Source organism: Cryobacterium sp. Y50 (assembly GCF_002929805.1).
Lineage (GTDB): Bacteria > Actinomycetota > Actinomycetes > Actinomycetales > Microbacteriaceae > Cryobacterium.
In genome coordinates this window covers 176,501-197,699 of the sequence record NZ_PJJM01000104.1, presented here as the reverse complement: position 1 = coordinate 197,699, position 21,199 = coordinate 176,501, and the positions used below count along the sequence as shown (strand labels likewise).

The following is a 21,199-nucleotide window of genomic DNA, read 5'->3' as shown; positions in this document are numbered from 1 at the left end:
CCCGGTGGGCGCAATAACAGCGTAGTGCGGAAGAATTAGGGGCTAGAGGGCGAAGGACCTGTCCGTGGGCTTCACGGGAGACGGTAGTTGCGTCGTTCCTTCGAGGAACGAGTCGACGGCGGCTGCAGCGGCTCGGCCTTCGGCGATGGCCCAGACGATCAAGGACTGGCCGCGACCGGCGTCGCCGGCCACGAAGACACCCTCGTGGCTGGTCTGGTATTGGGCGTCGCGTTCGACGTTGCCGCGATTGTCGAACGGGAGCTTCAGCTGGTGGCGGAGTACGTCCGATTCCGGGCCGGTAAAGCCCATCGCGAGCAGCACGAGGTCAGCTGGAATCTCCTTCTCGGTGCCAGCCTTGGGAACGCGACGTCCATCGAGGTATTCGGTTTCGGCGATGCGAATGGCACGCACCTCACCCAAGTCGTTGGCCAGAAACTCCACCGTCGACGCGAGGTACTGGCGGGTACCGCCCTCTTCGTGCGCGCTCGACACCTCGAACAGGGTCGGCGACATCGGCCAGGGCTGGCTGTCCGGGCGGGTCGTGCCCGGCTGCTTGCCAATGGCAAGGTTGGTGACGGATGCTGCCAGCTGGCGGTGCGCAGTGCCGATGCAATCGGCTCCGGTGTCACCGCCGCCGAGTACAACAACGTGTTTGCCCTCGGCAGTGATCTGGGCTTCGAGGCTTCCGCCGGCGCCGATCTTGTTCTGCTGCACGAGGTATTCCATAGCGAAATGCACGCCGGGCAGGTCGCGCCCGGGAATCGGCAGGTCACGGGGAATCATGGCACCGGTCGCCACCACAACGGCGTCATACCGGGCGCGCAGGTCGTCCCAGGTGATGTCCACACCGATGTTGACGTTGGCGCGGAATCGGGTCCCCTCCGCCGTCATCTGCGCGAGGCGCAGTTCGAGGTGCTTCTTTTCCATCTTGAAGTCGGGAATGCCGTAGCGCAGCAGACCACCGATTCGATCGTCGCGTTCGAACACGGCGACCGTGTGGCCAGCGCGGGTCAGCTGCTGGGCCGCGGCGAGACCGGCCGGGCCGGAGCCGACGACGGCGACGGTCTTGCCGGTCAGGCGTCCGGGCGGTTGCGGCTGCACCCAGCCTTTAGCGAAGGCCTGGTCAATGATCGACACCTCGACCTGCTTGATGGTGACGGCGGGCTGGTTGATGCCCAGCACACATGACGATTCACAGGGCGCCGGGCAGAGCCGTCCGGTGAATTCGGGAAAGTTGTTGGTCGAGTGCAGGCGTTCGATGGCTGCTCGGCCCTCGTCGCGCCAGACCAGGTCGTTCCATTCGGGAATGAGGTTGCCGAGCGGGCAGCCCTGGTGGCAGAACGGCACGCCGCAGTCCATGCAGCGACCGGCTTGCCGTTTGAGCACGGCACTGTCACCCTGCTCGTAGACCTCTTTCCAGTCCATCAAGCGGATGGCCACGGGCCGCCTCGCGGGAAGCTCACGTTCCGTGTCCTGTAGGAATCCCTTCGGATCAGCCATTGGTTACCTCCAGAATTCGATTCCAGACGACGAGACCGTCGGGATCGAGTCCCTCATCGACGGCAGTCTGCCTGGTCTCCAGCACGGCCGCGTAGTCGCGCGGCAGCACCTTGACAAAAGCGTTCATGGTTTCTTCCAGGTTCTCCAGCATGCGCTGAGCGAGTGCCGAGTCGGTCTGGTTCCGGTGTTGCTCGAGCAGGTCGCGAACGGTCTCGCGGTCCACGCCGTCGAGAGCGAGCAGGCGCAGCTCCCCCGAGGTCAGCGCATCACGGTTGACCCGTTCGGCGGTGAGGCCGTAGACATAGGCGGTTCCGCCACTCATGCCGGCACCGAGGTTGCGCCCGGTCTCGCCGAGAATAAGAGCGAGCCCGCCGGTCATGTACTCGAGTGCGTGGTCACCCACACCCTCGACGACTGCGATGGCACCGGAGTTGCGCACCAGGAACCGTTCGCCGACGATGCCACGAATGAACATGCTGCCCTGGGTGGCGCCGTAGCCAATGACGTTGCCGGCGATGACGTTGTCTTCGGCCGGGAACTGACTGGTCCGGTGGGGGCGTACAACGATCTGTCCGCCCGACAGGCCCTTGCCGACGTAGTCGTTGGATTCGCCCTCGAGCCGCAGGGTGATTCCACTCGGCAGGAAGGCCCCGAAGGACTGGCCGGCCGAACCGGTCAACCTGACCTCGATCGACCCGGCAGGCAGGCCGTTTTCGCCGTGCCGCAGGGTGACCTCGTAGCCGAGCATGGTGCCAACGGCGCGTTCGGTATTGCGAACCGGCAGATCGATCTGCACTGTGCCGCCGTGTTCGAGCACGCTCCGGCTGCGACGAATGAGTTCGTTGTCGAAGTGCTTCTCGAGTTCGTGTTCCTGAGCCCTGGCCCACTTGCGTGGTTCGCTCTCGGAGAAGTCCGGTCCGCTCAGAATGGGTGAGAGGTCAAGCCCCTGCGCTTTCCAATGGGTGAGCGCACGGTTCACATTCAAGACTTCACGGTGTCCGATGGCCTCGTCGAGGCTGCGGAAACCGAGTCCGGCGAGATACTCGCGCACCTCCTGGGCGATGAACTCGAAGAAGTTCACGACGTGGTCGGCCTGACCGCTGAAGCGCCCCCGCAGTTCCGGGTTCTGGGTGGCGACCCCGACCGGGCAAGTGTCGAGATGGCAGACGCGCATCATGATGCATCCGGTGACCACGAGCGGAGCTGAGGCGAAACCGAATTCTTCGGCGCCGAGCAGGGCACCGATCAAAACGTCGCGCCCGGTTTTCAGCTGTCCGTCAACCTGTACGACCACGCGGTCGCGCATGCCGTTGAGCATGAGCGTTTGCTGCGTCTCGGCAAGGCCAAGTTCCCACGGCGTGCCGGCGTGCTTGAGCGAGTTGACCGGGCTGGCGCCCGTTCCGCCGTCGTGTCCGCTGATCAAAATCACGTCGGAGAGCGCCTTGGCGACCCCCGCCGCGACGGCGCCGATACCGGATTGGCTGACCAGTTTGGTGTGGATGCGCGCCTTCGGGTTAGCCCGCTTCAGATCGAAAATGAGCTGCTTGAGGTCCTCGATGGAATAGATGTCGTGGTGCGGCGGCGGCGAGATAAGGCCGACGCCGGCCGTTGCGTTCCGGGTACGGGCGATCCACGGGTACACCTTGGTGGGCGGCAGCTGGCCACCCTCACCGGGTTTGGCTCCTTGAGCGAGCTTGATTTGAATATCATCGGCGTGCGTCAGGTACATGCTGGTCACGCCAAACCGCCCGGAGGCTACCTGCTTGACGGCACTGCGCCGGGACGGGTCCAGCAAACGGTCGAGGTCCTCGCCGCCCTCACCGGTGTTCGACTTGCCGCCGAGCCGGTTCATCGCGATGGCGAGGGTTTCATGTGCCTCCTGCGAGATTGAGCCATAGCTCATCGCTCCGGTCGAGAATCGCTTCACGATCTGCGAAACGGATTCGACCTCGTCGAGCGGCACGGGGGTGCGCTGGCCGGCGCTGAGCGTGAACATACCGCGCAGCGTCATCAGCGATTCGGCCTGGTCGTCGACCATTTTCGTGTACTCGCGAAAAATATCGTAACGGCGGGTGCGGGTCGCGTGCTGCAACCGAAAGATGGTCTCCGGGTTGAACAAGTGTGGGGCACCATCCCGGCGCCATTGGTATTCCCCGCCGGTCGCGAGCCGCTCGTGTGCGGTCACCGCGGCATCCATGGGGTAAGCCGATGCGTGCCGCGCCAGGTTTTCGACGCCGATCACGTCGATGCCGACGCCGCCGAGCTTGCTCGTGGTGCCGGTGAAGTATTGGTCCACGAAGGACTGCGCCAGGCCGACGGCCTCGAAGGTCTGCGCGCCGGCGTAGGACGACACGGTAGAAATGCCCATCTTGGACATGATTTTGAGCACACCCTTGCCGAGAGCCTTGATCACGTTCCGCACAGCCTTTTCGGGCGTGACGTTGGTGATGATGCCGCTGCGCACAAGGTCTTCGCAGGTTTCCATAGCGAGGTAGGGGTTGACGGCAGAGGCGCCGTAGCCCATGAGCAGAGCCACGTGGTGCACCTCGCGCACATCGCCGGCCTCGACCACGATGCCGACCTTCATGCGATTTTCGGTGCGGATCAAGTGGTGGTGCACTGCGGCGATCATGAGCAGCGACGGGATCGGGGCGAGGTCCTTGTTGGAATCGCGGTCGCTCAGCACGATGAACAGCGCGCCGGCTTCGATCGCTTCGTCAACCTCGACGCAGATCGCGGCGAGTCGATTGGCCAGGGCGTCGGGGCCCTCTTCGAAGCGGTACAGGCCGCGGACGGTTGTGGTGGTGCGGCTTCCGACGGCGGGGTCGATGTGCTGGATCTTTGCCAGTTCGTCGTTGTCGATGACCGGGAAATCCAAAATGACCTGGCGAGCATGCTCAGGACCCGCCGAGAGCAGGTTGCGTTCCGGGCCTAGACCGAGCTTAAGGCTCGTGACGACTTCTTCGCGAATCGAGTCGAGCGGCGGGTTGGTGACCTGCGCGAATTGTTGGGTGAAGTAGTCGAATATGAGACGTGAGCGGTCGCTCAGCACCGCGATGGGGGTGTCGCTGCCCATGGCGCCGAGTGGTTCTGCTCCGGTGCGTGCCATTGGGGTGAGCAGAATGCGCACCTCTTCTTCGGTATAGCCAAAGGTGCGCTGACGACGCACAACGGATGCCGGCGGGTGCACGATATGTTCCCGCTCCGGAAGGTCCTTGAGGTTGATGCGCCCCTTCTGCAGCCAGTCGCCCCAGGGTTCGCTGGCCGACAGTTCGGCTTTGATCTCCCGGTCGTCAATGATGCGGCCGGCCACGGTATCGACCAGGAACATCTGGCCGGGGCGCAGGCGGCCCTTGCGCACAACCCGTGCCGGATCGATTCCGAGCACGCCGATCTCACTTGCAAGCACGACGAGGCCGTCGTCGGTGATGAGGTAGCGACCGGGACGCAGGCCGTTGCGGTCAAGGGTGGCACCGACGAGAGAACCGTCGGTGAAGACGATCGCAGCCGGTCCGTCCCACGGTTCCATGAGCATGGAGTGGTATTCGTAGAAGTCACGACGTTCGTCATCGAGATCGGTCTGGTTCTCCCAAGCCTCGGGCACCATCATCATGATGGCGTGCGGCAGGGATCGACCCGACAGGCTGAGCAGTTCAACGACCTCATCGAAGGAGGCCGAGTCGCTCGTGCCGGGCGTGACGATCGGCAGCAGGGGGGCGAGGTCACCGAGCAGCTCGGACTCGAGCTGGGACTGGCGGGCTCGCATCCAGTTGCGGTTTCCCTGCACCGTGTTGATCTCGCCGTTGTGGGCGATCATGCGGAACGGCTGGGCGAGCGGCCAGGACGGAAAAGTGTTGGTGGAGTAACGCGAGTGCACGAGGGCGAGAGTCGACACGAATCGGTCGTCCGACAGGTCGGGGTAGAACGGTTCGAGCTGCAGGGTGGTGACCATGCCCTTGTAGACAAGGGTGCGGCAGGACAGCGAGACGAAATAGATCTCAAGCTCACGCTCCGCGCGCTTGCGCAGCCGAAAGGTCTGCCGGTCGAGTGCGATGTCGGCGAGCAGGTCGCCGGATTCGGTCGTTCGCACGCTCTGCACGAACAGCTGTTGGATAGCCGGCATGTTCGCACGCGCCTGGTTGCCGAGATCTTCCGGGTGCACCGGAACCTCACGCCAGCCGAGGATGGTCAGGCTTTCCTCGTCGGCGATCAGACTGATGGCCCGCTTGATGGCCGTGCGCGCGGTCGGGTCGGTCGGCAGAAAGACGTTACCGACGGCGTACTGCCCAACGGGCGGAAGCGCGAAATCCGTCACGGCGCGCAGGAATGCGTCGGGTATCTGGGTAATGATGCCGGCACCGTCACCGGTTCCGGCGTCGGAACCGACCGCTCCGCGGTGTTCAAGATTGCGTAGCGCGTCGAGGGCTTGGGTAATAATGTCATGCCCGGCGGTGCCCCGCAAGGTCGCCACCATGGCAAGGCCGCACGCATCACGTTCGGCGGCTGGGTCGTACAAACCGGCCGCTTCGGGCATGCTACTGAAGCGGGAATAGAGAGGTTTCTGCGGCATTGAGACCGTCCTCACGAAATAACTGGCAGTAAGGGACGACGCTGGCCCGAAGGAAATGTGTGCAGGGACTTGTAGCGGGAGCCCTGATCGGGTTTGGCCCTGTTCGAGTTTGCCTTGACCGGGCACCTCTACGAGTGTTCCGGTTGGGATTCAACCGACGTGATTCTACAGACGCGACGCGCTCGTGCTTGTGGCTGCGGCCTCGGTCGATTCGGTGTGATCATCGGCATCATCGCTCTGATCTGCGGAGCTTTGATCAAGATCATCCGAATCGCTGTCATCGAACTCTACCCCAGCGTCCGGACCAATCCATTCCCGGCCGGGAATATAAGGGCTGAGCTCTAGTCCGGGGTGGCGGTGGCGTTGCACGAGGATAATCACGAGGCCGAGCGCGATAGCGGCCAGAGCGGCCCAGACGTTGGTGCGGATTCCGAAGTAGATCTCACTCGGGTCGATGCGAATCGACTCAAAAAAGCTGCGACCCAGTCCATACCAGATGAGATAGACGCCCAGCGTCTGACCGAAACGCAGACGGAATTTACGCTCAAGATAAAGGATGACGGCGACGCCGATCAGATTCCAGATAACTTCGTAGAGAAAAGTCGGGTGGAATAGGGTGTCGGCCGGCAGTCCGACCGGGAAGGCGGCATTGCCCGACTCGATTTCCAGGCCCCACGGCAAAGTCGTCGGCAGCCCGAACAACTCGTGGTTGAACCAGTTGCCAAGCCGACCGGTGGCCTGAGCGACCAACAGTGCGGGAGCAACAGCATCCGCGAAGGTCCAGAAACGGATGCCGGCCATCCGGCAGCCGATATATGCGCCGACGGCGCCGCCGATCAGCGACCCGAAGATGGCGTTTCCGCCTTCCCAAATATAAAGGGTGCGGAGCAGGTCCGCTCCCTCAAAGAAGTAGTCCCCCGGGTGCGTCAGCACATGGTAAATGCGGGCTCCGACGATGCCGAGCGGAACGGCCCACAGAATGATGTCGAGCACGACACCCGGCTCGGCACCGCGCTTCGTCAAGCGGCGCGAGGTGATGATGGTCGCGAGGATGATTCCGGCGAGAATACACAGCGCATAGGCGTGGATGCGGAACGGGCCGAGGTCGAAAAACCGCCACTCGGGACTCGGAATACTCGTGCTCAGGAGACTCAACAACACCTAGGTACTACCTCTCATCGTGACTTGCGTCACTTGGGGCGAAATAATCGATCGCCTCGAACAATTTAGTGTAAAGCGCGCCTGCGCTTATTGGAGCGCGGAGGCCGGGCGAATATCGCTCGCACCCGCGGCGAGTTCGAGGGCCAACCGCGCTACGGCGGTCACTCCCCCGTCGGTGAGCGCCTTTACGAGGGCAGACCCGACGATGGCACCGTCGGCATAGCGGAGAATTTCCCGTACCTGCTCAGGGGTAGAGATGCCCAGACCCACACAGGCACTCGTGCAGCCGACACCACGGAGGCGTTCCACCAGAATACGAGCGGCAGCATCGACGCCGGCGCGGGCGCCGGTCGTGCCCATCGTCGAGACGGTGTAGACGAAGCCCCGGCTTGCTTTAATAGCCTGAACCAATCGGGCATCCGACGAGGACGGCGCGGCAAGGAACACCCGGTCCAGCCCCGTGCGTTCGCTGGCGGCCATCCAATCTGAGGCCTCGTCGGGAATGAGGTCGGGGGTGATCAGGCCAGCACCACCCGCGACACGCAGGTCGTCGGCGAAACGCTCGACGCCATACTGCACCACTGGGTTCCAGTACGTCATCACGAGAATGGGGGCGTCAACCTGGGCGGAGATCGCCTTGACGGCTTCAAATCCGTGGCGCAGCTTGAACCCGTTCGCCAGGGCCTGCTGCGTGGCAGCCTGAATGACCGGGCCGTCCATGACGGGGTCCGAATACGGCAGACCGAGTTCAATGATGTCGACGCCATTGACTACGAGCGCCACGGCGGCGTCAATGCTCTCAGTCAGGGTCGGGAAACCTACCGGCAGGTAGCCGATGAGAGCGCCGCCACCCTCGGTGCGTCGCTGTGCGATGGTCTGTTCGACCGTGCTGGCCACATTGCTGGTGACTCGAGTCGTCATGACTGTTCCGCGCCTTCATCGAGCAGGTCAAAATACCGGCCAGCTGTTTCCATGTCTTTATCGCCGCGGCCGCTGAGGTTGATCAGGATGGTCGCGTTCGGGCCGAGCTGACGGCCGAGCTCGAGCGATCCAGCCAGGGCGTGTGAGGATTCAATCGCCGGGATGATTCCTTCGGTACGGCTGAGTAACCGCAGGGCGCTCATCGCGTCGTCGTCGGTGATCGGCAGGTAGCCGGCCCGGCCGATGCTGGCGAGCCAGGCGTGCTCTGGGCCAACGCCGGGATAGTCGAGACCCGCTGAGATCGAGTGCGATTCCACGGTCTGGCCGTCTTCGTCTTGCAGCAGCATACTGCGGGCGCCGTGCAGCACACCCGGGCGTCCCTTGGTGATGGTCGCCGCGTGGCGCGGTGTATTGACGCCGTCGCCGGCCGCTTCATAGCCGTACAGCGCGACATCGGCATCGTCTAGAAAAGCGTGGAAGATACCCATGGCGTTTGAGCCGCCACCGACACAGGCCGTGACGGCATCCGGCAGGCTGCCGGTCAGGTCGAGGACCTGCTGGCGAGCCTCCTCGCCGATGATCTTTTGAAAGTCGCGCACCATGGCAGGGAACGGATGCGGCCCGGCCACGGTTCCGAAAATATAGTTGGTCGTCTCGACGTTGGTGACCCAGTCACGCATGGCGTCGTTGATCGCGTCTTTCAGGGTGCGGGAGCCGGTCTTCACCGGTACGACCTCGGCACCGAGCAAGCGCATACGGGCCACGTTCAGGGCCTGCCGCTCGGTGTCGACCTCCCCCATATAGACGACGCATTCGAGCCCGAACAGGGCGGCGACGGTTGCAGTGGCGACCCCGTGCTGGCCAGCTCCGGTTTCGGCGATGACTCGAGTTTTACCGATGCGCTTGGTCAGTAGAGCTTGGCCGAGAGCGTTGTTGATCTTGTGCGATCCGGTGTGGTTGAGATCTTCACGCTTGAGAATGATGCGGGCGCCGCCGGCATGCTCGGCGAATCGAGGCACCTCGGTAATGATGGACGGGCGACCGGTGTAATTAATGTGCAGGTCCATCAGCGCCGCGGCGAAAGCTGGATCCTTCTTGGCGAGTTCGTATTCCGCGGTGAGTTCATCGAGCGCTGCAACGAGGGACTCCGGTACAAACCTGCCGCCAAATTCACCAAAATATGGGCCGGATTCCGCACGCAAAGATTCTTTTCGCAAAGACATTTATACCGCCAAAAACTCAGAGAGGGTTCGGATGGGATCACTCGTGACGAGCGCTTCGCCGACCAGAACAACATCAGCTCCGGACGCACGGTAGTGCGCGACATCGACTGCCGTCTTGACGGCGGACTCGGCGACGCGAATAACGCCGGAAGGGATTTTGTCGGCGAGAGTGCCAAACAGGTTCGGATCAAGCTCAAAGGTGGACAGGTTGCGGGCATTCACCCCGACCAGGCTGGCGCCAATGTCGAGGGCACGACTAACCTCATCCCCGCTGTGTGTTTCGACCAACGCCGTCATACCAAGCTCACGGATGAGGTCGTGCAGGGACAGCAGGGTGGGCTGGTCGAGAGCGGCAACGATCAGCAGCACCAGATCGGCTCCGGCCGCGCGGGCTTCGAACACTTGGTACGGCGTTCCGATGAAATCCTTGCGCAGAATCGGGATGCTCACCGCGGCGCGCACCTGCTCGAGGTCGGTCAGCGAGCCGTGAAAGCGTCGCCCCTCAGTGAGCACGCTAATGGCGCTTGCCCCGCCGGCCTCATAGGAGACGGCCAGCGCTGCGGGATCGGTGATGGCCGCGAGGGCGCCGCGGCTCGGGCTCGCCCGCTTGATCTCGGCGAGAATCTTGACCCGTTCGGCGGGAGCAAGGGCGTGCAGGGCGTCGAGTGCGGGCGCGCGGATACGCGCAGCAGCCTCCACGCTCGCGAACGGGCGAGTGAGTAGGCGTTCTTCGGCGTCGGAAACCGCGCCGGCGAGAAGTTCTTGGAGCACCAGGTGGCAGCGCAGCCGGTCAGTGACCGTGCGGCGTGGCGGTCATGGTGTTGACGCCATAGCCGACCTTGCTCATCACATAGCCCACAACGAGGCCGGCGAGCAGCAGGCCGAAGGAGGCCCAGACCAGCCAGTGCAGCTCAAAGAAAAATGCGGTCGTGCCGATGGTGACCGCGACCAGCATGATGATGACAGCAGTCCAGGCTGCCGGGGAGTGGCCGTGTCCGGGATCTGACAGATCGATGCTCATGGTTCTCCTCATAAATACATTCTGCTGTGTACGTTGACAAGCGGGTTAAGTCTAGCGGAGCGGACGCGAGCGCTTCAGCGTGCGGTCGGGTCATCGCCGCGGCTGAGGTCGTCCCAGTCACCGACGGAGTCGCCTGCGGCAGTTTTGGCCGGGGTTGCCAGTGGTTGTGCACCGTCGGGCGAAGCGACCTGTTCAAACCGAACGGCCTGATACTTTCGGGTCGGACCCGGCCACCGACCGCTTGTGACGATGACGGCCACACCAACACCCGCCATGACGATTGCAGCGCTCATCGCCACGTACGGCCACGGAGTGACGACCGTCCCGAGCACGCTCAGCTGAATCGATTCGTGGCCGGCTATTCCCGTAGCGGCGGTCACCGCTGCGGCGCTGGCATCGGCGGGGTCTTGCACCGCTAGGAACGCGGCGAGAAACACCGAGAACCCGAGGAGTACCTCGAGCGCGCCGAGCACGATGCGAATGAGCCGACCGGCTATGGTGAGTGCCGCAGCGAGGGCGAATCCGGACAGCGCGAGGGCGGTCAGCGCCGGCGCGGCAATGGTTCCGTCGATCTGCAAGACCTGAGTGCCGGCGTCGGGGAGTCCGACTTCGGCCTGCACCCATACCTGAGTCCAGGCCAACAGGGCGAGCGAACTCGCGCCCAAAACGGCGAAGATGAGGATGAGTTTCAGGCGACGCGCGGACATTCGTTCTATCACTAGTACACCCTGCGCATGACGTTGGCGACGGCGACTGCTCGCAGCGGGGCTGCCGCCTTGTTCTGCGACTCCTGGTACTCGGACGCGGGGTCGGAGTCGGTGACGACGCCGCCGCCGGCCTGCACCCGCGCGATGCCGTCCTTGATCGTGGCGGTGCGGATGGCGATGGCGAGGTCGGCATCGCCGGCGAAACCGAAATAGCCGACCACGCCCCCGTACACACCGCGCTGGGCCGGTTCGAGAGCGTCGATGATCTCGAGCGCCCGCGGTTTCGGCGCACCAGAGAGCGTACCGGCAGGGAAGGTGGCCCGGAAGACATCGATCGCGGTCTTGCCAGGAACCAGGTTGCCCTCGACCGAGGAGACGAGGTGCATGATGTGGCTGAATCGTTCGATGCGCATGAACTCGGTCACCTCGACCGAGCCGGCCGTGCATACCTTGAGCAGGTCGTTGCGGGCGAGGTCGACGAGCATGAGGTGTTCGGCACGTTCCTTGGGGTCTTCGGCGAGCTCGATCGCATAGTCGGCGTCGGCATCCGGTGTTGTGCCCCGCGGTTTGGAACCGGCGATCGGGTGGGTGAAAACGCGTTGGTCTTGCACCTTGACCAGCGCTTCCGGTGAGGATCCGACGATCCAGTATGGATCGCCGCTCGGGGTTTCGAGGCTGAGCAGATACATGTACGGGCTGGGGTTGAGGCTGCGCAGCACCCGGTAGACGTCGATCGGGTGCGCGGTGCAGACCTGGTCGAAGCGCTGCGAGATAACCACCTGAAACACGTCTCCGTCGACGATGTGCTGCTTGCCGATGTTGACAGCCGACAGAAAATCGTCGCGGGTGGTGCGGTTGGTGGGTGCGCTCGGCGCTTGCAGGTCGACCTCGGCCAGCCACGCCTCGCTGGGCGCGGCGAGTCGGCTCTGCAGCGAATCGAGGCGCTCAGTCGCGGCAGCCCAGAGTTTGTCGGGCGTGTCGGTGCCGTCGTTCAGCACGTTGGCGATGAGCTGCACGGTGCCGTATTTGTGGTCGAGCACGACCAGGTCGGCGACGAAGCTGAAGGACTGGCCGGGAACGTCGTAGTCGGCGGGCGGCTGGTGCGGCAGGCGTTCGATCTGACGAATCGCCTCCCAGCCGATGAAGCCGACCAGCCCGCCGGTCAGTGGCGGGTGTTCGGGCAGCCGCGGCGTCTGCCAGCGGTCGAACAGGTACGCCAGCGCCGCGAGCGGGCCGAGGGAGGCCGCAGACCCGAGCGCGCGCTCGGCGGAGAGCCCATAGTCGATCCACCGGGTGTCGTCGCCCTGTTGGGTGAGCACTCCGAACGAGGAGACACCGACGAAGGAGAATCGCGACCAGATGCCGCCCTGTTCGGCGGACTCGAGCAGAAAGCTGCCGGGCAGCCCATTGGCGAGCTTGCGGTAGATGCCCACCGGGGTTTCGCCATCGGCGAAGAGTTCACGGATGACCGGGATGACCCGGTGCTCGCCGATCAGCGCATCGAACTGGACGCGGGCAGTCGAGCCCGCGGTGCGGGATCCTGAGGGGCTGCTACCGCTCATTCCGTGGGCCTTTCCATGGTGATCGCGCCGAGGTCGCGCCCGTCGAAGCAGGTGTGGCTGCCGGTATGGCAGGCGGCTCCGACCTGGTCGATTTGAACCAGCAAGGTGTCGTTGTCGCAATCGAAGGCAGCGGAGTGAACGTATTGAGCGTGGCCGGAGGTATCGCCTTTGCGCCAGAATTCCTGGCGGCTGCGCGACCAGAACGTGACGCGCCCCTCGGTAAGGGTGCGGCGCAGCGCTTCCCGGTTCATCCATCCGAGCATGAGCACCTCATGAGTGTCCCACTGTTGAATAACCGCGGGCAGCAGCCCGGCGTCGTTGAACACCGCGGCGTCAAGCTGATCGGTTAGTTGATCGTTCATCAGCGCACCACCATTCCCTCGGCGGCGAGTTCTCGCTTAACATCGCCGATGGTCAATTGTCGGTTGTGAAAAACGGATGCCGCGAGCACGGCATCCGCACCGGCTCGAATCGCCGGCGGAAAGTCTGAGGCGCGTCCCGCCCCGCCAGAAGCGATCACCGGAACCCGACTGTTCGCACGCATGAGGCCGATGAGGTCGATATCGAAGCCGGCCTTGGTTCCGTCGGCGTCGATGGAATTCACCAGAAGCTCCCCGGCGCCGAGCTCGATCGCCTGCCGGGCCCAGGCCACAGCATCCAGATCGGTTTCGGTGCGGCCGCCGTGGGTCGTGACAACGAAGCCGCTCTCTGTGCGAGCGGATCGCTTCACATCGAGGCTGAGCACAATCACCTGGGCGCCGAACCGATCGGCGATCTCCGCGATTAGCGCCGGGCGGGCGATGGCGGCGCTGTTCAGTCCGACCTTGTCGGCACCGCTCGCCTGCAGCCGCGAGACGTCTTCGACACTGCGAATACCACCGCCGACAGTGAGCGGAATGAACACCTGCTCGGCGGTCGCGCTCACCACGTCATAGGTCGTCGAACGGTTATCGACGGTCGCCGTGACGTCGAGAAAGGTCAACTCGTCTGCGCCCTGCTCGTAATAGCGGCGCGCGAGTTCGACCGGATCGCCGGCGTCGCGCAGGTTCTGAAACTTGACCCCTTTGACGACACGACCGTTGGCCACGTCGAGGCAGGGAATGACGCGCACACTCAGGCTCATCGCTGGTTGTCCTCTTCCGTGTACCTAGAGACGGGCGTTGTGAATGGTGGTGACCAAAATGGCTCTGGCCCCGATGGCGTAGAGCGCATCCATCACGTTGTTCATGTCCAGTCGGGCGATCATGACCCGCACTGCGGCCCACTCGGGGTCGTGTAGCGAGGAGACGGTCGGCGATTCGATGCCGGGCGCGAGCGCGGCGGCCGTGTCGAGCAGCGCGACCGGAATGTCGTAGTCGAGCAGCACATATTGGCGGGCCACGAGAACGCCCTGCAGGCGGCGTAGCAGTGTCGCGATTCCGGCCTTGTCGTTGGTGGAGCTGATCAGTACGGCGGTGGATTCGAGGATGACCGGTCCAAAGATTTCGAGGCCGGCCTTGCGCAGTGTGGTGCCGGTGGAGACAACGTCGGCAACGGCATCCGCTACCCCGAGCTGAACCGCTGATTCAACGGCCCCATCGAGTTCGACCAGATCGACGGTCACCGAGTGGGTGGCGAGAAAGCGTTCGACCAGACCGGGATAGCTCGTGGCGATCCGTAAACCGTCGAGATCTTTCAGCTCGGTGAAGCGCCCGGCCGGTCCGGCGAAGCGAAAGGTGGAGTCGCCGAAGTCGAGGCTGGCGATTTCCCGCGCCTTGGAGTGAGAGTCCAGCAGCAGGTCACGACCGGTGATTCCAACGTCGAGGGCACCGGAGCCGACGTAGGTGGCGATGTCACGCGGACGCAGGTAAAAGAATTCGACCCCGTTGCGCGGGTCGGCGGTGACGAGGTCGCGCGGGTCGCGACGACCGGCATAGCCGGCCTCGGCGAGCATCTGCGCGGCGGTTTCAGACAACGAGCCCTTGTTGGGCACGGCAATTCTCAGCATGGGGATATTCTCTCGGTTTTAGATCACGCGACTAGTCAATGATTTCGGGCCAGCACAGGCGCTGGCGCGGTCACAAATGTCGGTAAATATCGGCTGGAGAGAGGCCTTTAGCGATCATCATAACCTGCAGGTGATAGAGCAGCTGAGAGATTTCGGCAGAGGTTTCATCATCGCTCTGAAACTCGGCGGCCATCCAGACTTCGGCCGCTTCTTCGACGATCTTCTTGCCAATGGCATGCACGCCGGCATCGAGTTCACGAACGGTACCGGAGCCTTCCGGGCGGTTGCGGGCCTTGTCGCTGAGTTCTACGAACAGGTCATCGAAAGTTTTCACGACTCTAGGTTACCCGCCCGTGACGGTGACTCGCCGCGCGCTCCCGCAGCAGACCGATCTGGGCGGCCGGATTCTCGGCCCCGAACACACTGGATCCGGCCACGAAGGTGTCGGCACCGGCTCTGGCTGCGATCTCGATGGTCTGCGCGGTGATGCCACCGTCGACCTGCAGCCAAACGTCGAGGCCGATCTTCTGCACCTGTGATCGGAGCTGGGATAGCTTCGGCATGGTCTCTTCCATGAAGCTCTGCCCGCCAAAACCGGGCTCAACGGTCATCACGAGCACCTGGTCGAATTCGGGGAGCAGTTCGAGATACGGCGCGACATCGGTGCCCGGTTTCAGGGCGATGCCAGCGCGCACGCCGATCTGCCGCAGGCGACGGGCCAGAGCGACGGGCTCGGTCGTCGCCTCGGCGTGAAAGGTGACCGAGTAGGCACCGGCCTCGGCGTAGCCAGGCGCCCACCGTTCGGGGTCGTCGATCATCAAGTGGATGTCCAGCGGCAGCGGCGACACCTGCTGGAGCCGCTCGACCATGCCCAGCCCGAAGGTGAGGTTCGGCACGAAGTGGTTGTCCATGATGTCGACGTGAACGAGGTCGGCAGAGCGGATACGGCCCAGTTCCCTCTCGAAATTGGCGAAATCGGCGGCGAGGATGCTCGGATTTATGCGGGTAGCCATCCGTTTAGCTTATCGAGCCACAGCTGACTGCGTGGGTATCCTGTGGTGGTTCGCGCCGCTTGCAGTACAGTCATGTGTCTTCGAGAGTTGGAGCAATCTGAATCCTCGGATTCGCCCAAGACGAAACATACGTCGCGAAGCCGATGGTGGAACATACGCCAGTGCCCGCGCGTTCTGGCACCAGCGCGGCGCCAGCCGAGCGCACCGCGCGGGACCTACGGCGTTACGCGGGACTTCGTGTCTGGTCCCAGGATCTGAACGTGGGCCTGGGCCCCGACCAGCAAGGGAGTCGAGAGGAGGCGGGTGCTAGCCCTGTACCAGGCGCTCGTACCAGGCCAGGGCGGACTGGTCGGTGAGGCTCGCGACCTGGTCAACGATGACTCGCTTGCGGGAGGCATCGTCGGCGGCGGCCTGCCAGTCTTCGCGAAAGCCGGGGTCGAGGTGTTCATCACCGGACTGGTGCAGGGTTTGGGCGAGCAAGGTGAGTACCTGGCGCTGCTGCACGTAGATGGGTTTGCGGGTGTTGCGGGTCATGACGAACGCCGCGACGATGCCTTTGAGCACCGCAATTTCGGCCTGGATCTCGCGCGGCACGATCACATTTGCCCCGAACCGCAGCATGTTCGCGTCGGGGTGGGACTCTTTGGTGGCGTGCACGGCGGCACTGCTGAACCGGCCGATGAGCTGGCTCGTAAGGTTTTTCAGGTGACCCTGGTCGCGCCGCCCCGCGGTCCAGGAGTCCATCCAGACATCGAGGGAGTCGAGCCGGTTGAACGCGGTCGCCAGGTCCTCGGCGCTGGTCTCGTCGCCGATCCATTCCGACATGGTGGCGAGGAGTTCGTCGTGATCTGCACGGCTGCTCAGCGCTGCCACATCGACGTAGCCGTTGACGATGGCGTCTTCGAAGTCGTGCACGCTGTACGCGATGTCGTCGGAGAGGTCCATCACCTGGGCTTCGATGCAGAGTTGCCGGTCGGGCGCACCCGTACGCAGCCACTCGAACGCGGACATGTCGTCCTGGTAGAACCCGAACTTGGCCCGGCCGCTCGGGTCATAGACCGAGGATCCTTCTGGCCAGGGATACTTGCAGCTTGCATCGAGGCTCGCCCGGGTCAGGTTGAGGCCGTAGCTTCGCCCATCAGGCCCAAACACCTTCGGCTCGAGCCGGGTGAGCAAACGCAGGGTCTGCGCGTTACCCTCAAAGCCGCCGATGTCTTCCGACCATAGGCTGAGCGCTTTCTCGCCGTTGTGCCCAAAGGGAGGATGCCCGATATCGTGCGCAAGACAGGCGGTATCGACGATGTCGGGGTCTACGTTGAGGCGTGACGCGATCTCTCGCCCGACCTGGGCGACCTCGAGCGAATGGGTTAGTCGGTTGCGGGCAAAGTCGAGCCCCGCCGTGGGACTGAGCACCTGAGTCTTGGCCGCGAGGCGGCGCAGGGCGCTTGAGTGCAGCAGGCGGGCGCGGTCGCGGGCAAAATCGCTGCGCCGCGAATAGTGCTCTTCGGGAAACCAGCGGGCCTCATCGGTTTCGCTGTACCCGGTTTTGTTAGCCACCGCTGGTGTCCCCTTCGCCCTCGGTCAAATTCAGTCGTTGCTCACCGACGAGATCCTGCGACTCGAGCCAGTGCTCGGGCAGCGATGGTTTCTTCGGTGTTCCCGCCCGGCCGCGCGGTCCTTCAACGTCCGCGCCCGGGTAGGGCAGCGAGGAGTCGAGGGTGCCGAGCAGGTCGTCGAGTTGGGCGAGAGACTGCACCATGGCGAGGCTCGCGCGCAGGTCGCCGCCGACCGGGTAGCCCTTGAAGTACCAAGCGACGTGCTTGCGAATGTCGCGGCAAGCCCGGTCTTCGCTGTCAAAGTATTCGGTGAGCAGTTCGGCGTGGCGGCGGAATGCGTTGATGACCTGGCCCAGGCCCGGTTCGGCCTTGAGTTCCTGCCCACGAAATGCAGCGTCGAGGTCGCCAAAGAGCCACGGGCGGCCGAGGCAGCCACGCCCGACGACGACGCCGTCGCATCCGGTCTCACTGACCATGCGCAGAGCATCGTCGGCCGACCAGATGTCGCCGTTGCCGAGCACCGGTACGTCACTGATGGCGTTCTTGAGCTTCTCGATGGCCGACCAGTCGGCGTGGCCGGAGTAGAACTCGGCGGCCGTTCGGCCGTGCAGGGCGATGGAGGCAACGCCGGCTCCGGCAGCGGCCTTTCCGGCCTCAAGGTAGGTGAGGTGGTCGGCGTCGATGCCCTTGCGCATCTTCACGGTCAGCGGTATTGGGCCGGCCGCGGTGACGGCCGCCTCGACGATCTGACGGAACAGGCCGATCTTCCACGGCAGGGCAGCTCCCCCGCCCTTGCGGGTGACCTTGGGAACTGGGCAGCCGAAGTTGAGGTCGATGTGATCGGCGCGGTCCTCAGCGACGAGCATGGTCACGGCCTCTGACACCGTTTTCGGGTCAACGCCGTAGAGCTGAATGGAACGGGTGGTTTCACTTTCATGATGGGTGATCAACCGCATGGTCTCGGTGTTGCGTTCGACGAGCGCTCGGGAAGTGATCATCTCGCTCACGAACAGTCCGGCACCGTATTCGCGGCACAGCCGGCGAAACGCGGTATTGGTGATGCCAGCCATCGGGGCGAGCACCACGGGCACATCAAGCGTGAGCGGGCCGATACTGAGCGGACCGACTGCCAGCTGGACGATCGGCGCCCGCTGGTCGACGGCAGAAGTAGGTGAAGTCATGGTGGACCAATTCTCCCAGAAAGCGCGTGGTGCTCCGAATCCTCTGCAGACCGGATGCCCAGCGCACGCAGAAACGCAGCTGCCGGGCCCGGCAAATGGGGCGTTCGGCAGCTGCGCACAGCAATGAAGGGGTTCAGATCAGCTGCAGCAGCCGCCACCGCAGCAGGACCCAGCCGCCTCGTCGGTTGCGGCGGGTGCGCCCAGGAGTTCTATGGTGGGACGGCCGGCCGCGTCGGTGAAGACGGGCGGCGTCGTGGTGGCGGTGTCGGTCATAAGTTATCTCCTGTATCAATTGGGTGAAACGGTGAAGTCTGCGGGTACAGCTGGTTGCTTACCCGTCAGGCTACGCGAGTTCGCTGGGTGTCGCCGTTACGCGGAGGCTTCGTCGGCCAGAGCGTTGACCGAACGGTCGGCGCGGGCCTGGTCGAGCGCCTGAGTGAACGCCGTCGGATCCTGCGCGCCGGAAATGCCGTAGCGGCCGTCGATCACGAAGAACGGAACCCCCTGGATACCGTAGGCGCCGGCCTGTGCCACGTCGGCCTTGACCGCGGCGAGGTGCTCGTGGGCGGTGAGCGACCGCACGACGTCGGCTCGGTCGAGTCCGATCTCGGCGGCGAGGTCGGCGAGGTCTTCGATCCGGCCGACATGGCGACCGTCGATGAAGTAGGCCTTGAGTAGGCGCTCCTTCATATCGAGCTGACGGCCGTGCGCTTTGGCGTAGTGCAGCAGCTCGTGCGAAATGACCGTATTGGTCTGGTGCACGGCGTCGTAGTCGTAGTGCAGGCCGACACTTTCGGCGATACCGGTGACGCGCTCAAGCATCTGCTCGACCTCGGCGAGGGGCATGCCCTTCTTTTCGCTGAGATACTGCACAGGGGTGCCGGCATAATCGACTGGCGTATCAGGCGACAGTTCAAAGCTGTGATATTCGACCTCGACGGTGCCGTCGAACTGGGCGACACCGGTCTCAAACTTGCGTTTGCCGATATAGCACCAGGGACATTGCACATCAGACCAAATGTCCACCTTGATGGTGTCGGTGCTCATGGACGTGGTCGCTTCAGTAAGAATTGTGTCAGTCACACTCTGGTCAACGGGGCGCCGGGCCGATGTATTCCCAACTGAAACATTCAGGCAGTTGGGGTGTCGACCGCTCCGCCATAACGACGGTTGCGGGCTGCATAGAGCTCAACCGCGTGCCACAGGTCGACGCGGGTAAAGTCCGGCCACAGGGTATCGAGAAAAACCATTTCGGCATAGGCACTCTGCCAGAGCATGAAGTTGCTGGTGCGCTGCTCCCCAGAGCTGCGCACGAACAGGTCGACGTCGGGCAGCTCGGGCACGTACAGCTGCTTGGCGATAGCCTTCTCGGTGATGCCGGACGGCTGCAGCCTTCCGGCGGCAACATCCTCGGCCAGCGCGCGCACGGCATCCGCTATCTCGGTGCGCCCGCCATAGTTCACGCACATCGTGAGGGTGAGCACGTCATTGCCCGCTGTGAGTTTCTCGGCAAATTGCAGTTCGTTGATAACGGATGCCCACAGCTTCGGTTTGCTCCCGGCCCACCTGACGCGCACGCCCCACTCATTGAGCTGATCACGGCGGCGGTGTAGCACGTCCCGGTTGAAGCCCATCAGAAAACGCACCTCATCGGGCGAACGCTTCCAGTTCTCGGTGGAGAAGGCGTAGACGCTGAGATGCTTGACGCCGATCTGGATGGCGCCGGCGACGACGTCGAGCAGGGCGGCCTCGCCGGCCTTGTGGCCCTCGACCCGGGTGAGGCCCCGGCCGTTTGCCCAGCGGCCGTTGCCGTCCATGACGACGGCGACGTGCTGGGGTACGACCTTGCGGGGCAGGTCGGGCGGGTAGAGGCCGGTCCAGTCGAGCGGTTTGTACGCGACGGCGTCTTTGTGGGTGAACGGTTTGTGGCCGAACAGACTGGCCATCATCGGGCGACGTGTTCCAGCGAGCGAAGCCCGCGGCCCAGGTGCCACTGGGTGTAGGCGGCGACGACTCCGGCGGCTTGGTTTTGGGTGCGGTCTGGGCTCGCGGCGGCGTGTTCCCAGTCGCCGGTGAGCAAGGCGCTCAGCAGGCCGATCGTCGCTGCGTCGAGTCGCGGCGATCCGGGTGGGGCGCAGGAGTCGCAGACGATGCCGCCGAGCTGCACGACCATGGCCGAGTGTTGCCCGCCATCGCTTGACTGCGTGGCGCCGCAGCGGGCGCAGTCCTGAAAGCTCGGCGCCCAGCCGGCCATCGACACGGCCCGTAGTAGATAGGAGTTGAGGGTGAGGTGGGAACCGTGCTCCTGCCGGGACAGCGATCGCAGCGCGCCGACGAGCAGCAGGTATTGCTGCAGTGATCCTTCCGATTCGGTGAGTTTGTCGGCAGTCTCGACCATCACACTCGCTGCGGTGTAGCTTCCGTAGTCGGCCGTGATCAGGGCGCCGTAGGAGCCGAGGGACTCCGCCTGGGTGATGATGTCGAGGCTGCGCCCCTCGTAGAGCTGTACGTCAGCGACCATGAACGGCTCCAGCCGGGCGCCGAATTTGGAGCCGGTGCGTCGAACGCCCTTGGCCACGGCGCGCACCTTGCCGTGCGCTCGAGTGAGCATGGTGACGATTCGGTCGGCTTCACCCAGCTTGTGGGTGCGCAGTACGACGGCTTCATCTCGGTAGACAGGCACAGGTAATTATCCCACTCCGTCGCGCAGACTTCGGTCACGGCTCGAGTACCGGCCAAACGGCTGGCTCCGGTCGCTGAAAATTTGTCACGACTCGCATCAGACACTGGTTTTTCC

19 protein-coding genes are annotated in these 21,199 nt (G+C 63.9%); all 19 read right to left on the bottom strand.

Features of this window, described 5'->3' with window-relative positions; genetic code table 11:
* Positions 1 to 42 precede the first annotated feature (42 nt).
* The 19 genes from CXY73_RS19795 to recO all read right to left on the bottom strand — a co-directional run bounded on the left by CXY73_RS19795 (position 43) and on the right by recO (position 21,085).
* Positions 43 to 1,500 carry a glutamate synthase subunit beta gene (locus tag CXY73_RS19795; RefSeq protein ID WP_104139318.1) on the bottom strand — a complete coding sequence of 486 codons (1,458 nt, stop codon included), beginning with the start codon at positions 1,498 to 1,500 and terminating at the stop codon, positions 43 to 45.
* The gene (gltB, locus tag CXY73_RS19790; RefSeq protein WP_104178681.1) at positions 1,493 to 6,070 is read right to left on the bottom strand and encodes a glutamate synthase large subunit; all 4,578 of its coding nucleotides are present in this window, start codon (positions 6,068 to 6,070) and stop codon (positions 1,493 to 1,495) included. The genes CXY73_RS19795 and gltB overlap by 8 nt, the downstream gene beginning before the upstream one ends.
* A 165-nt stretch (positions 6,071 to 6,235) precedes the next feature.
* Positions 6,236 to 7,225 carry a prolipoprotein diacylglyceryl transferase gene (lgt, locus tag CXY73_RS19785; protein ID WP_104139429.1) on the bottom strand — a complete coding sequence of 330 codons (990 nt, stop codon included), beginning with the start codon at positions 7,223 to 7,225 and terminating at the stop codon, positions 6,236 to 6,238.
* A gap of 93 nt (positions 7,226 to 7,318) precedes the next feature.
* Entirely contained in the window at positions 7,319 to 8,152 is an 834-nt protein-coding gene (gene trpA / locus CXY73_RS19780) for a tryptophan synthase subunit alpha (protein ID WP_104178680.1), read from the bottom strand.
* Positions 8,149 to 9,375, bottom strand: a complete 1,227-nt coding sequence (trpB, locus tag CXY73_RS19775; protein WP_104178679.1) for a tryptophan synthase subunit beta — start codon at positions 9,373 to 9,375, stop codon at positions 8,149 to 8,151. The genes trpA and trpB overlap by 4 nt, the downstream gene beginning before the upstream one ends.
* Positions 9,376 to 10,146, bottom strand: coding sequence for an indole-3-glycerol phosphate synthase TrpC (gene trpC / locus CXY73_RS19770; RefSeq protein ID WP_104139308.1), 771 nt, complete (start codon positions 10,144 to 10,146; stop codon positions 9,376 to 9,378).
* A 19-nt stretch (positions 10,147 to 10,165) separates the two neighbouring features.
* Complete coding sequence (locus CXY73_RS19765; RefSeq protein ID WP_104139304.1) at positions 10,166 to 10,396, bottom strand: DUF6704 family protein; 231 nt, start codon at positions 10,394 to 10,396, stop codon at positions 10,166 to 10,168.
* 74 nt (positions 10,397 to 10,470) lie between these two features.
* Positions 10,471 to 11,103: a Trp biosynthesis-associated membrane protein gene (locus CXY73_RS19760; RefSeq protein ID WP_104139301.1), complete on the bottom strand. Its 633-nt coding sequence runs from the start codon at positions 11,101 to 11,103 to the stop codon at positions 10,471 to 10,473.
* A gap of 11 nt (positions 11,104 to 11,114) precedes the next feature.
* Positions 11,115 to 12,665, bottom strand: a complete 1,551-nt coding sequence (locus CXY73_RS19755; RefSeq protein WP_104139298.1) for an anthranilate synthase component I — start codon at positions 12,663 to 12,665, stop codon at positions 11,115 to 11,117.
* Entirely contained in the window at positions 12,662 to 13,027 is a 366-nt protein-coding gene (gene hisI, locus CXY73_RS19750) for a phosphoribosyl-AMP cyclohydrolase (RefSeq protein WP_104178678.1), read from the bottom strand. The genes CXY73_RS19755 and hisI overlap by 4 nt, the downstream gene beginning before the upstream one ends.
* The gene (gene hisF / locus CXY73_RS19745; RefSeq protein WP_104139293.1) at positions 13,027 to 13,788 is read right to left on the bottom strand and encodes an imidazole glycerol phosphate synthase subunit HisF; all 762 of its coding nucleotides are present in this window, start codon (positions 13,786 to 13,788) and stop codon (positions 13,027 to 13,029) included. The genes hisI and hisF overlap by 1 nt, the downstream gene beginning before the upstream one ends.
* A 24-nt stretch (positions 13,789 to 13,812) precedes the next feature.
* Entirely contained in the window at positions 13,813 to 14,652 is an 840-nt protein-coding gene (hisG, locus tag CXY73_RS19740) for an ATP phosphoribosyltransferase (protein WP_104139290.1), read from the bottom strand.
* A 70-nt stretch (positions 14,653 to 14,722) separates the two neighbouring features.
* Positions 14,723 to 14,986: a phosphoribosyl-ATP diphosphatase gene (locus CXY73_RS19735; RefSeq protein ID WP_104139287.1), complete on the bottom strand. Its 264-nt coding sequence runs from the start codon at positions 14,984 to 14,986 to the stop codon at positions 14,723 to 14,725.
* A gap of 4 nt (positions 14,987 to 14,990) precedes the next feature.
* On the bottom strand, positions 14,991 to 15,665 hold the full coding sequence (gene rpe, locus CXY73_RS19730; protein ID WP_104139284.1) for a ribulose-phosphate 3-epimerase: 675 nt from the start codon (positions 15,663 to 15,665) through the stop codon (positions 14,991 to 14,993).
* 306 nt (positions 15,666 to 15,971) lie between these two features.
* Entirely contained in the window at positions 15,972 to 17,222 is a 1,251-nt protein-coding gene (locus CXY73_RS19725; RefSeq protein WP_104139281.1) for a deoxyguanosinetriphosphate triphosphohydrolase, read from the bottom strand.
* A complete protein-coding gene (dusB, locus tag CXY73_RS19720) occupies positions 17,215 to 18,402 on the bottom strand; it encodes a tRNA dihydrouridine synthase DusB (protein ID WP_104139278.1) in 1,188 nt (395 codons plus the stop codon). The genes CXY73_RS19725 and dusB overlap by 8 nt, the downstream gene beginning before the upstream one ends.
* Positions 18,403 to 18,771: 369 nt before the next feature.
* Complete coding sequence (locus CXY73_RS19715; protein WP_104139275.1) at positions 18,772 to 19,449, bottom strand: DsbA family protein; 678 nt, start codon at positions 19,447 to 19,449, stop codon at positions 18,772 to 18,774.
* Positions 19,450 to 19,532: 83 nt separating this feature from the next.
* Positions 19,533 to 20,351 carry an isoprenyl transferase gene (locus CXY73_RS19710; RefSeq protein WP_233198486.1) on the bottom strand — a complete coding sequence of 273 codons (819 nt, stop codon included), beginning with the start codon at positions 20,349 to 20,351 and terminating at the stop codon, positions 19,533 to 19,535.
* Positions 20,348 to 21,085, bottom strand: a complete 738-nt coding sequence (gene recO, locus CXY73_RS19705; RefSeq protein WP_092448515.1) for a DNA repair protein RecO — start codon at positions 21,083 to 21,085, stop codon at positions 20,348 to 20,350. The genes CXY73_RS19710 and recO overlap by 4 nt, the downstream gene beginning before the upstream one ends.
* Positions 21,086 to 21,199: the final 114 nt, after the last annotated feature.